The organism is Streptococcus infantis (assembly GCF_047463315.1).
Classification (GTDB): domain Bacteria; phylum Bacillota; class Bacilli; order Lactobacillales; family Streptococcaceae; genus Streptococcus; species Streptococcus infantis_AB.
Window position 1 is genome coordinate 152,258 of the sequence record NZ_JASHEB010000003.1, and the last position, 13,084, is coordinate 165,341.

At 41.1% G+C, this 13,084-nt stretch carries 11 protein-coding genes; 10 read left to right on the plus strand and 1 reads right to left on the minus strand.

Features of this window, described 5'->3' with window-relative positions:
• The first annotated feature begins 4 nt into the window (after window positions 1-4).
• From QM857_RS04440 to QM857_RS04485, 10 genes are all read left to right on the plus strand, one after another.
• Window positions 5-1,096 carry an ABC transporter ATP-binding protein gene (locus QM857_RS04440; RefSeq protein WP_195183387.1) on the plus strand — a complete coding sequence of 364 codons (1,092 nt, stop codon included), beginning with the start codon at window positions 5-7 and terminating at the stop codon, window positions 1,094-1,096.
• A complete protein-coding gene (locus QM857_RS04445) occupies window positions 1,086-2,744 on the plus strand; it encodes an ABC transporter permease (RefSeq protein ID WP_178894493.1) in 1,659 nt (552 codons plus the stop codon). The genes QM857_RS04440 and QM857_RS04445 overlap by 11 nt, the downstream gene beginning before the upstream one ends.
• Window positions 2,745-2,892: 148 nt before the next feature.
• Window positions 2,893-3,909, plus strand: a complete 1,017-nt coding sequence (locus QM857_RS04450) for an NAD(P)H-dependent glycerol-3-phosphate dehydrogenase (RefSeq protein WP_414275190.1) — start codon at window positions 2,893-2,895, stop codon at window positions 3,907-3,909.
• Between the two features lie 21 nt (window positions 3,910-3,930).
• Window positions 3,931-4,830, plus strand: coding sequence for a UTP--glucose-1-phosphate uridylyltransferase GalU (galU, locus tag QM857_RS04455; protein ID WP_414272844.1), 900 nt, complete (start codon window positions 3,931-3,933; stop codon window positions 4,828-4,830).
• A 121-nt stretch (window positions 4,831-4,951) separates the two neighbouring features.
• The gene (gene pbp1b, locus QM857_RS04460; protein WP_414275191.1) at window positions 4,952-7,492 is read left to right on the plus strand and encodes a penicillin-binding protein PBP1B; all 2,541 of its coding nucleotides are present in this window, start codon (window positions 4,952-4,954) and stop codon (window positions 7,490-7,492) included.
• 8 nt (window positions 7,493-7,500) lie between these two features.
• Complete coding sequence (locus tag QM857_RS04465) at window positions 7,501-8,433, plus strand: DMT family transporter (RefSeq protein ID WP_414275192.1); 933 nt, start codon at window positions 7,501-7,503, stop codon at window positions 8,431-8,433.
• 63 nt (window positions 8,434-8,496) lie between these two features.
• Entirely contained in the window at window positions 8,497-9,195 is a 699-nt protein-coding gene (gene dapD / locus QM857_RS04470; protein ID WP_414275193.1) for a 2,3,4,5-tetrahydropyridine-2,6-dicarboxylate N-acetyltransferase, read from the plus strand.
• Between the two features lie 61 nt (window positions 9,196-9,256).
• Entirely contained in the window at window positions 9,257-10,387 is a 1,131-nt protein-coding gene (locus QM857_RS04475; RefSeq protein WP_414275194.1) for an N-acetyldiaminopimelate deacetylase, read from the plus strand.
• Between the two features lie 3 nt (window positions 10,388-10,390).
• The gene (locus QM857_RS04480) at window positions 10,391-10,930 is read left to right on the plus strand and encodes a 5-formyltetrahydrofolate cyclo-ligase (protein ID WP_414275195.1); all 540 of its coding nucleotides are present in this window, start codon (window positions 10,391-10,393) and stop codon (window positions 10,928-10,930) included.
• Complete coding sequence (locus tag QM857_RS04485; RefSeq protein WP_414275196.1) at window positions 10,914-11,588, plus strand: rhomboid family intramembrane serine protease; 675 nt, start codon at window positions 10,914-10,916, stop codon at window positions 11,586-11,588. Before QM857_RS04480 ends, QM857_RS04485 begins: the two co-directional genes overlap by 17 nt.
• A 77-nt stretch (window positions 11,589-11,665) precedes the next feature.
• Here QM857_RS04485 and QM857_RS04490 read toward each other — a convergent pair whose 3' ends face one another.
• Window positions 11,666-13,045, minus strand: a complete 1,380-nt coding sequence (locus tag QM857_RS04490) for a glycoside hydrolase family 1 protein (protein WP_414275197.1) — start codon at window positions 13,043-13,045, stop codon at window positions 11,666-11,668.
• Between the last annotated feature and the right edge of the window lie 39 nt (window positions 13,046-13,084).

Genomic DNA, 13,084 nt, shown 5'->3' on the forward strand with positions numbered 1-13,084 from the left:
CGCTATGAGTGAGATCAAAATTATTAACGCAAAAAAAATCTACCATGACATTCCTGTCATTGAGAATTTAAATGTTACGATCCCAAAAGGAAGTCTTTTCACTATTCTTGGACCTTCAGGTTGTGGAAAAACGACTCTACTTCGAATGATTGCAGGCTTCAACAGTATTGAAGGCGGAGAATTTTACTTCGATGATACTAAAATCAATAACATAGAACCCAGCAAACGCAACATCGGTATGGTTTTCCAAAACTACGCTATTTTCCCACATTTGACTGTTCGAGATAATGTTGCTTTTGGCCTTAAACAAAAAAAGGTTCCAAAAGATGAATTAGTTCAACAAACTAATAAATATCTGGAACTAATGCAAATTGATCAATACGCAGATCGAAAGCCCGATAAACTCAGTGGTGGACAACAACAACGTGTCGCCTTGGCACGTGCCTTAGCTGTTAATCCAAGTGTTCTCCTCATGGACGAGCCTCTTAGTAACCTGGATGCGAAACTTCGCTTAGATATGCGCCAAGTTATTCGAGAAATTCAACACGAAGTGGGAATTACAACTGTATATGTGACCCACGACCAAGAAGAAGCGATGGCCATTTCTGACCAAATTGCTGTTATGAAAGACGGTGTTATTCAACAAATTAGTCGTCCAAAAGAGCTTTACCACAAACCAGCAAATGAATTTGTTGCAACATTTATTGGTAGAACAAATATAATCCCTGCTCGTTTAGAAAAACAAGCTGATGGAGCTTACATAGTCTTCGAAGACGGCTATTCTCTTCGTATGCCAACTCTTGACCAAGTTGACGAGCAAAACATCCGTGTTAGCATCCGTCCTGAAGAATTTATCCGTGATGAAAATGGTCCAATCGATGGAACAATCACCGATAGTGTTTATCTTGGACTCACCACTGAATATTTTGTAGAGACTGCATTTTCTTCAAAAATACAGGTCAGCGAAGAATCAACTTTTGAAGAAGATCTTCAAAAAGGGGATCGAATTCGTCTACGAATCAATACTCAAAAGTTAAATGTCTTTTCTGCAGATGGTTCCCAAAATCTTATTACAGGAGTTGGCTATGAAAGGTAAAAAACTAAATATTTGGACAGCCTCCTCGTTCTTCATCTTTCTTACCTATCTTATTTTTCTTGTTTATCCAATTATTATTGTACTCAAGCAAGCACTCATACATGAAGGTCAATTCTCACTAGCTAATTTTGAGGATTTCTTTAGTAAATCCTATTACTCTGAGACACTAGTAAACAGTTTTAACGTCTCCATTACTTCTACTGTAACTTCCCTAGTTTTAGGGACCTTATTGGCTTACCTCTTTTCTATATATGACTTCAAAGGAAAGAAATTTTTACAGATATTGATTATCATCGCTTCCATGTCAGCTCCTTTCGTAGGGGCATACTCTTGGATTCTCTTGTTGGGACGAAATGGTGTCATCACTAAATTTTTGACAAATGCCCTTCATCTTCCAGCTATTGATATTTATGGCTTCAAAGGAATTGTACTTGTGTTTACACTCCAGCTATTCCCATTAGTTTTTCTATACGTGGCTGGAGCCATGAAAAGAATTGACCATTCTCTTCTTGAAGCCGCTGAAAGCATGGGAGTATTTGGATTCAAACGTATGATAACAGTTATTTTGCCCCTTTTAGTTCCAACTTTACTTGCCGCTGCCCTACTCGTATTTATGAGAGCATTTTCCGACTTCGGAACTCCTATGTTAATTGGTGAAGGATATCGAACTTTCCCTGTTTTAATTTATAATCAATTCATTAGTGAGGTTGGCGGAAATTCTGCTTTTGCATCTGCTTTAGCAATCATGGCGATTATCATTGCTTTAACAATCTTTCTTATTCAAAAATATATTTCCAATCGCTATAGTTTCAGCATGAATTCTCTCCATCCAATTGAGCCGAAAAAAACCACAAAAGGGAAAATGGCAGCAATTTATGCAACAGTTTACGGAATTGTCTTATTTTCTGTTCTACCTCAATTATTTTTGATTTATACCTCTTTCTTAAAAACATCAGGTATGGTATTTGTCAAAGGCTATTCTCTAAACAGTTACAAGATTGCCTTCAATCGCATGGGAGCTACTATTTTTAATACGATTCGCATTCCTTTGATTGCTTTGATTCTAGTTGTTTTATTTGCATCATTTATCTCCTACCTAGCTGTTAGAAAACGAAATTTGTTTACAAACTTAATTGATAGCCTTAGTATGGTACCTTATATCGTACCAGGAACAGTTCTCGGTATTGCCTTTATCTCTTCATTCAATACAGGTATCTTCGGAAGTGGCTTCCTTATGATTACAGGAACAGCCTTCATCTTGATTATCTCCTTATCTGTAAGAAGACTCCCTTATACAATCCGCTCATCTGTTGCTAGCTTACAACAAATAGCACCTAGTATTGAAGAAGCAGCTGAGAGTTTAGGAAGTAGCCGTCTCAATACTTTCAGTAACATCACTGTTCCAATGATGTTACCCGGTATTATTTCTGGAGCTATTCTATCATGGGTAACAATGATTTCAGAACTATCTACTTCTATCCTGCTATATAATGCCAAAACAAAAACTATGACCGTAGCAATCTATACAGAGGTTCTCAGAGGAAATTATGGTGTGGCAGCTGCTTTGTCAACTATCCTCACTGTCTTAACAGTTACTTCATTATTACTATTTATGAAAATTTCTAAAAACAATAGCATTACCCTCTAGTTTTTCTCCTAAAAACAGCCAAATTACTCATTGGCTGTTTTTTTATTTATACTCTATCATTCAATTAATGCTTCATAAATAATATAGATGCAAGATAGTGCTTTTTATGGTAGAATATAGGAAAGTGCTTTCTCAGAAGGAGGGGAAAATGAACAAACAAACCATCGCTGTTTTAGGGCCTGGTTCTTGGGGTACTGCTCTGTCACAAGTTTTAAATGACAATGGACATGAAGTACGTATCTGGGGAAATATTCCTGACCAAATTGACGAAATCAATACACAACATACCAACAAACGCTATTTTAAGGATACTGTTTTAGACGAAAAGATTGTTGCCTACCATGATTTAGCAGAAGTCTTGAAAGGCGCTGACGCTGTTTTGTTCGTAGTTCCAACTAAGGTGACAAGATTGGTTGCTCAACAAGTGGCTGCTGTTCTTGATCATAAAGTGGTTATTATGCATGCTTCAAAAGGCCTCGAGCCAAATAGTCACAAACGTCTTTCAACCATTCTTGAAGAAGAAATCCCTGAAGAGTTCCGCAGTGAAATTGTGGTTGTATCTGGTCCTAGCCACGCAGAAGAAACAATCGTCCGCGACATCACCTTGATTACTGCTGCTTCTAAAGATTTACAAACAGCTCAGTATGTTCAAGCACTCTTTAGTAACCACTACTTCCGTCTTTATACCAATACAGATGTGATTGGAGTGGAAACAGCTGGTGCTCTTAAAAATATCATTGCTGTTGGTGCAGGGGCTCTTCATGGACTCGGCTTTGGTGATAATGCTAAGGCTGCCATTATCACGCGCGGGCTTGCGGAAATCACTCGTCTAGGAGTCAAGCTTGGAGCAAATCCACTGACTTATAGCGGACTTTCAGGTGTTGGGGATCTAATCGTTACTGGAACTTCAATCCACTCACGTAACTGGCGAGCAGGTGATGCTCTTGGTCGTGGTGAAGCCTTGTCAGATATCGAAGCCAACATGGGAATGGTCATCGAAGGAATTTCAACAACCAAAGCTGCTTACGAATTGGCGCAAGAGCTTGGAGTCTATATGCCTATTACCCAGGCTATTTACCAAGTTATTTATGAAAACATTAATATTAAAGATGCTGTTTCTGAGCTCATGAGTAACGAGTTCAAGGCAGAAAACGAGTGGTCATAATCACCGTTAGAAAGGAAGCTCATGAAGCAAAAAGTTAGAAAAGCTGTTATCCCTGCCGCGGGGCTTGGAACTCGTTTCCTTCCAGCAACCAAAGCCTTGGCAAAAGAAATGTTGCCAATCGTGGATAAGCCAACTATTCAATTCATCGTTGAGGAAGCTCTCAAGTCTGGAATTGAGGATATTCTTGTAGTAACAGGGAAATCAAAACGTTCTATCGAAGACCATTTTGACTCAAACTTTGAACTAGAATATAACCTTAAGGAAAAAGGAAAAACAGATCTCTTAAAATTAGTTGATGAAACAACAGGCATGCGACTTCACTTCATCCGTCAAACACACCCACGTGGACTCGGAGATGCCGTTTTACAAGCCAAAGCTTTCGTTGGGAATGAACCTTTTGTGGTGATGCTCGGAGATGACCTCATGGATATCACTGATGACAATGCTGTCCCATTGACCAAGCAACTTATGAATGATTACGAAGAGACTCACGCTTCTACTATCGCCGTAATGCCTGTACCACACGAAGAAGTTTCTGCCTATGGTGTCATCGATCCTCAAGGAGAAGGAAAAGATGGACTTTACAGTGTTGAAACCTTCGTTGAAAAACCAGCACCTGAGGACGCACCAAGTGATTTAGCCATTATTGGTCGTTACCTCCTCACACCAGAGATTTTTGGTATTCTTGAAAATCAAAAACCTGGTGCCGGAAATGAAATCCAGCTAACAGACGCTATTGATACCCTCAACAAAACTCAACGTGTATTTGCTCGTGAATTCAAGGGGGCTCGTTATGATGTTGGAGACAAGTTTGGCTTTATGAAAACTTCAATCGACTACGCACTTAGACATCCTCAAGTCAAAGATGACTTGAAAACTTATTTGATTAACCTTGGGAAAGAACTCTCAGGAGAAAAATAAGCCCTTAAACCAGGTTGAAAATACCTGGTTTTTTTGTTGTCTAAACACCTCCAAAGCTCGTCCAAGACTAATTTCTTGCAATCATTGCTTTTATGGTATAATAATAAGAGTGAGGAAAGAAATGAAGAATAAATTATTATCTATGAAAGAAAAAGGACTGGCCTTACTGCAGTCTCTAAAATCAAAACTAAAAAATATACATTTAGGTAAAAGTGGTCCTAAAAAATCTAAAAAGAAAAAGCAAACAAAGACTAATATTTGGACTATCTTTGCTAATATCTTACTGGGAATCAAGGCAACCTTTAATACCCTATTCATCATCGCCTTTCTTGGTGGACTTTTAGGCACTGGGGTTGTTTTCGGATATGCAGTGTCCCTATTTGACAAAGTGACCGTCCCTCAAACAGAAGATTTGCTCAAGCAAGTGAATGATATTTCATCCATCTCTGAGATTCACTATGCTGACGGATCCATGATTGGTGCTATTGAGAGTGATCTTCTGCGAACATCTGTTGCGTCGGATGCTATTTCAGACAATCTCAAGCAGGCAATCGTTGCAACAGAGGATGAACATTTTGCAGAACATAATGGGGTCGTTCCTAAAGCGGTTATTCGTGCCAGTCTAGGAAACTTTATCGGACTTGGTTCTTCTAGTGGAGGTTCTACACTAACCCAACAGCTCATCAAGCAGCAAGTGGTTGGGGATGCTCCTACACTAACCCGTAAAGCTACTGAAATCGTGGATGCCTTGGCCTTGGAGAGAGCAATGAGTAAGGACGAAATCTTGACAACTTATCTCAACGTTGCTCCATTTGGTCGTAACAATAAAGGGCAAAATATCGCAGGAGCTCAACAAGCAGCTAAGGATATTTTCGGAGTTAACGCCAATCAGCTAACGATTCCTCAAGCAGCCTTCATAGCAGGATTGCCACAAAGTCCTATCTCCTACTCACCTTATGAATCTACTGGAGAAATGAAGAGCGAAGAGGATATGGAACTAGGTATTAAACGTTCCAAAGATGTCCTTTACAATATGTACAGAACTGGAGTGCTCAGTCAAGAAGACTACGAGACATATAAGGCATACGACATTAAGCAAGACTTCTTGCCAGCAGAAAATGTAAACATAACTGCTAAGGGCTATCTCTACTTTACTGCTCTCGATGAAGCAACTAACCTCATGTATGATTATTTGGTACAAAAAGATAATGTTTCTGCCCAAGAACTCAAGAACGAATCTATTCAAAAATCTTATCGTGAATTAGCTGAAAAAGAAATTCAAAATGGTGGTTACCGTATCACTACTACAATCGACAAAACAATCCATGCTGCCATGCAAGATGCTGTGGCAAATTATGGCTACCTTCTAAATGATAGTAGTGGTCAACCTGAAGTCGGAAATGTCTTAATGGATAATAAAACAGGGGCCATCATAGGATTTGTAGGAGGACGAGATTACCAAAACAATCAAAATAATCATGCTTTTGATACTAAACGCTCTCCTGCCTCTACTACTAAGCCACTATTAGCTTATGGTATTGCTATTGACCAAGGATTGATGGGAAGTGCTAGTATCCTATCTAACTATCCAACCAACTTCTCAAACGGAAACCCAATCATGTATGTCAATAGCCCTGGTACAGGCATGATGAGCTTGAAAGAAGCCCTCAATTATTCATGGAACATCCCAGCCTACTGGACTTATCGTACCCTCCGTGAAAAGGGTGTTGATGTTCGCTCTTACATGGAAAAAATGGGCTATGAAATCCCGGAATACGACATTGAAAGTTTGCCTATGGGTGGAGGAATCGATGTTACTGTAGCTCAACATACAAACGGATACCAAACCTTAGCCAACAACGGTGTTTATCATAAAAAATTCATGATTTCGAAAATCGAAAAAACTAGTGGTGAGGTTATCTATGAGCACAAAGACGAACCTGTTCAGGTATACTCTAAAGCGACTGCAACCATTATGCAGAGCTTGTTGAGAGATGTTATTTCGTCACGAGTCACTTCAAGCTTCCAGAGCGACCTTGCTGCGATCAATCCAAGTTTAGCGGGCGCTGACTGGATTGGTAAAACGGGTACAACCAATGAAGATGGTGATATGTGGCTTATGCTTTCAACTCCAAGATTGACACTTGGCGGTTGGCTTGGTCACGATGACAACCGACCTCTTGGAAAGGGAGCTGGTCACTACCGCAATGCTAAATATATGGCTTATCTGGTCAATGCTATTCAGCAAGCTTCTCCTTCTGTTTGGGGTTCTGAACGCTTTAGCCTGGACTCTAGCGTCACTTCTTCTCAAGTTCTTAGATCAACTGGTCAGAAACCAGGTAAGGTTACTATTAACGGTAGAGAAATTGAAGTAACTGGAGAAATGGTAACGAGTTACTGGGCTAACCAAACTGGTGCTCCGACTACTACCTACAGATTTGCTATTGGTGGAAGCGATGCTGACTACCAAAATGCTTGGAATACTATTTTGGGAAGCTTACCAAAATCTTCTAATTCAAACAACAATAGCAACAATAACAATAATCGAAATAACAATAGCAATAGCAATAATAATAGCAACAGTAGCAACAATAACGGTAATAATAACAATAATATTACCAACGGAAGTAACGACTCTTCGTCAAATAGACTACAACGCTAACCTTTTATATGAATCACTACCAAAAGAATATTTTTAAGGGGACCATCTACTCCCTCCTATCTGGATTAATATGGGGTATTTGTGGCATTTTAGGAGAATTCTTCTTTACGCATTATCAAGTATCATCCGGCTGGATTACTTCCATGCGACTAAGCCTTGCAGGTGGTTTCGTGCTTATCTTGTCTAGCTTTAAGTTTCGCTCACAGCTATTCGATATCTGGAGAAAGCGCAAAAACTACCTGCCTTTTCTGGCTTATGCCATCTTAGGAATCTTCTCTGTTCAGTATTTCTTCTATCTCTGTGTAGAATACTCTAATGCGACAACTGCAACCATCCTACAATTTATCAGTCCTGTCTTCATTCTCATATACAACCGTATCATCTACAAGAAAAAAGCTTCTAAAAAAGCAATCTTCTATGTTTTAACTGCTATGCTTGGGGTCTTTTTGATGGCTACCAAAGGCGATTTATCTAAGTTATCCATCACTCCTATTGCCTTACTAACTGGACTTCTCAGTGCGCTGGGCGTCATGTTTAATGTTATCTTGCCCCAGCCATTTGCTCGAAAATATGGTTTTGTTCCCACTGTTGGTTGGGGAATGATGCTGGCTGGACTCTTTAGTAATTTTCTCTACCCTGTATATAGAATTAGCTTTCAGCTAGATTGGGTGAGCATCTTGATTTGTTTGACCATTGCCTTTTTGGGAACAGCTTTTGCCTTTTTCCTATCTATGAAGGCTGTATCGCTGGTATCCCCATTGGTGGTGTCAGTGGTCAGTGCAAGTGAACCACTATCCTCTGCTATTCTAAGCGTTCTATTTTTAGGTTTGGTCTTGGACGGCTACCTACTATTAGCTATGATTTTGATTATTATTCCCATGATCTTCTTATCCATCGAAGAATCAAAGGACAAACTGAAAGAATCTTCTTTTAACACTTAAGGCTTCAATTTTGAAGCCTTTTTTGGTAGAATAGTAAGCATTACAAAGAGTGAGGAGACATCTATGACTGCTACAAAAATGAATGCACAAGAAATTATCCAATTTATCGCCAATGCTGAGAAAAAGACAAGTGTAAAAGTGACCTTTGAGGGGCAACTTACTGGATCTATCCCTGCTTCTGTTACCAAGCTTGGAAATGTTCTCTTTGGAGACTGGAAGGATATCGCACCTCTTCTTGAAGGACTGACTGAAAATAAGGATTATGTTGTTGAGCAAGATGCCCGTAACTCAGCTGTACCTCTCCTTGACAAGCGTGACATCAATGCCCGTATCGAACCAGGGGCTATCATCCGTGACCAGGTTGAAATTGGCGACAACGCTGTTATCATGATGGGAGCTGTGATCAATATTGGTGCTGAAATCGGTGCTGGCTCTATGATTGACATGGGTGCTATTCTAGGTGGACGTGCTATTGTCGGTAAAAATAGTCACGTGGGTGCGGGAGCTGTTCTTGCAGGTGTTATCGAACCAGCTAGTGCAGAGCCTGTCCGTGTCGGTGATAATGTACTCATCGGTGCTAACGCTGTGGTTATAGAAGGTGTTCAAATCGGTAGCGGATCTGTTGTTGCAGCAGGTGCCATCGTCACTCAAGATGTCCCAGAAAATGTTGTGGTTGCTGGTGTTCCGGCTCGTATCATCAAAGAAATTGATAGCCAAACTCAACAAAAAACAGCGCTAGAGGATGCGCTTCGTACCTTGTAATTAGTAACAGAGGCGGAAACTTTTCCAGCCTCTTTATCGTATCAGTAGAAGGAAATTAGATATGTTAGATTTGATTCAAACTCGACGCGATCTTCACCAAATTCCTGAGATCGGTTTAGAAGAAGTCAAGACTCAAGCTTATTTGCTCAATGTCATTGAGAAATTAACAGCTGGTAAGGATTTTGTTCAGATTCGTACTTGGCGAACAGGTATTTTAGTGTATTTACAGGGAAGTCAGCCAGAACGTACCATCGGTTGGCGGACAGATATCGACGGACTCCCAATCGTTGAACAAACAGGTCTTGCCTTTGCCTCTCAGCACCCAGACCGTATGCATGCTTGTGGACACGATTTTCACATGACCATTGCCCTAGGAAGTCTCGAACGTGCATTAGAAAAACAACCCAAAAACAATCTCCTCTTTCTCTTCCAGCCTGCCGAGGAAAATGAAGCAGGTGGCATGCTCATGTATGAAGATGGGGCCTTTGGCGACTGGTTGCCTGATCAATTTTATGGACTTCATGTCCGTCCAGACCTAAAGGTTGGTCAGATTGCGACCAATACCCATACACTCTTTGCAGGAACTTGCGAAGTCAAGATTCGCTTCAAGGGTAAAGGTGGTCACGCTGCCTTTCCACATCAAGCAAACGACGCTCTGGTTGCAGCTAGCTATTTTGTCACTCAAGTCCAGTCAGTCGTTAGCCGTAATGTCGATCCTATCGAGGGAGCTGTCGTCACTTTCGGTGTTTTTCAAGCTGGAACAACCAATAATGTCATCGCTGATACAGCTTTCTTGCATGGAACCATTCGAGCCCTCACACATAGCATGAGCCTCTTAGTTCAAAAACGTGTCAAAGCCATCGCTGAAGGTGTCGCAGCTGCTTTTGATATGGATGTGGAAGTTGAACTCAAACAGGGAGGTTACCTACCTGTCGAAAACAACCCTGAATTAGCCCAGGAATTGATGACCTTCTTTGATGAAAAAGAGGGAATTGAACTAATCGACATCGAACCTGCCATGACAGGGGAGGACTTTGGATATCTTCTATCAAAGGTTCCTGGAGTCATGTTCTGGCTTGGAATTGACAGTCCCTATGCTCTTCACCATCCAAAGATGAGTCCTAAGGAAGAAGCTCTGGCTGTCGGTGTCGAGGCTGTATCAAGCTTTTTAGCAAAGAAAGTTGCGGAGTAAACAATGAAAAAAGCCCTACGCAAGCAGGTCTTGCAAGAACTCAAATCTCTATCAGCCGAAGAAAAGGAAGTCATGGACGCTTGGTTGACTGAGCAACTACTTCTACATCCCTTCCACAAGGAAGCAAAAACCATCGCTACTTACCTGTCTTTTCCTCATGAATTTCAGACAGCTAGACTCATTGAACAAGCTCAAAAAGATGGGAAGACTATCCTCATTCCCAAAACCTATCCACATGGAAAAATGGACTTTGTTCTATATGAACCAGAGAAACTCGAAAGAAATTCTTTTGGACTTCTTGAACCTCAAGGAGACTTCACAATCCTTGAACCCTCTCAGATTGACCTGATTCATGTTCCTGGTTTGGCTTTCAATCCTTCCGGTTATCGGATTGGGTATGGTGGAGGCTACTATGACCGCTACTTGGAGCGTTTCCCAGGTCATACAATTAGTACGATTTATCCATGTCAGATTCAGAATTTTCAACCTGAGCACTACGATATTCCTGTTGAGGAGGTACTCATCTATGAAAGAAATTTTTGATCGTCGGTATCCTGTCACGAGCTTCTTTCTACTCGTGACAAGCCTGGTTTTTATACTCATGTTTCTAACCAGTGGTTTTAACTATACCAGCGCAGCCACCTTGTATAAATTTGGAGCTGTGTATCCCCCTGCTATCAAGGCCATGCCTGAACAAATCTGGCGCTTATTCTCCGCAACCTTTGTCCACATTGGCTTGCAGCACTTTTTAGTCAATATGCTATCCCTCTACTTTTTGGGACGTCAGATGGAGCAAATCTTTGGCTCCAAACAGTTTTTCTTTATTTACCTTCTATCAGGTATGATGGGAAATCTCTTTGTCCTAGTTTTTAGTCCCAATGCTATTACTGCAGGTGCTTCAACTGCCCTCTACGGTATGTTTGCCTCAATTGTTGTTCTCCGATATGCTTCACGCAATCCCTATCTCCAACAACTTGGTCAATCCTACCTCTCCCTCTTAGTCATCAATCTAGTAGGTAGTATTTTAATGCCTGGTATTAGCCTTGCTGGGCATGTCGGGGGAGCTATCGGTGGTGCTTTACTGGCTATCGTCTTCCCAGTTCGAGGAGAACGAAAAATTTACAGCCCAGGCCAACGTGGTCTTGCAACCCTAGCTTTTATTGCTTTATCAGCTCTACTACTTTTTATCGGACTATTCTAAGAACAAGAAAAACCATTGGAGACTCTCTCAGAGATCTTTATTTCCAATGGTTTTTTTGAATCTATTTGAAAAGTAGCTTAAAATCCATTATTGTCACTGAGTTCTTTGAACCAGTGGCCTGATTTTTTCAAGCGACGTTCTTGTGTTTCTAAGTCAAGCTCGACCAAACCATAGCGGTTTTTATAGCTGTTGAGCCATGACCAGCAGTCGATAAAGGTCCAAATCAAGTAGCCTTTACAGTTGGCACCGTCTTCGATGGCACGATGAAGCTCACGAAGGTGACCTTTAACAAAGTCAATACGGTAATCATCCTGAATCATTCCATTCTCACGGAATTTATCTTCACCTTCAACGCCCATCCCATTCTCTGTCAACATCCACTCGATATTGCCATAGTTTTCCTTGATATTTTGAGCGATATGATAGATCCCTTGCTCGTAGATTTCCCAACCACGGTGCGGATTGATCTTACGACCAGGCATGACGTAAGGTTCATAGAAATGCTCTGGCAAAAGCGGACTGTCAGGATGCTTAGCAAAACGTGGCGCCATGACACGCAAAGGTTGGTAGTAGTTGACTCCAAGGAAGTCTACTGTGTGCTCACGAATAAGTTCCAACTCCTCAGCTGTAGAATCTGGCAGCAAATTATGCTCAGCTAAAATTTCCACCAATTCTTCTGGATAAGTTCCCAAGACAGATGGATCTAGGAAAGATTGAGCTTGGAATAGATCAGCAATGCGTGCAGCTTTGACATCGGCAGGATGCTCGCTACGTGGATAGGCTGGTGTCAAGTTGAGAACAATCCCAATCTTAGAATCAGGCAAAACCTCATGGCAGGCCTTCACCGCAAGAGTGCTGGCCAGTTGAGTGTTATAGGCTACCTGAACCGCAGCTTTGGCATCCACCTTATGTGGATAATGCGCATCATAGAAATAGCCAAACTCTACAGGAACGATAGGCTCATTGAAGGTAATCCATTGGTCTACCAAGTCTCCATAAGTTTCAAAACAGAAACGCGCATAGTCTTCATAAGCCTGGATAGTTGCCTTATTTTCCCAACCATCGCCATCTTCTTGAAGGGCAAAAGGCAGATCAAAGTGATAAAGATTGACTAAGAGAAGGATTCCCTTGGCCTTAATAGCTTCAAAGACCTGACGGTAGAACGCCACACCTTGAGGATTGACTTCTCCACGTCCTTGTGGGAAAATACGAGACCACTGGATAGAAGTCCGAAAGGCTGTATGCCCTGTTTCTAACAATAATTCGATATCTTTTTCCCAATTTTCATAGAAGGTCGATGTCTTATCTGGTCCAATCCCATTGTAGTAGCGATTTGGTTCCACTTGAAACCAATAATCCCAGAGATTATCTCCCTTTCCGTCACCAGGCACTCGCCCTTCTGTCTGTGGCCCAGAAGTTGAGGAACCCCAGACAAAATCCTTTGGAAATTTTAGCATAGCTCTACCTCTTTATTTACTCTTTTTATCTTTATTTTA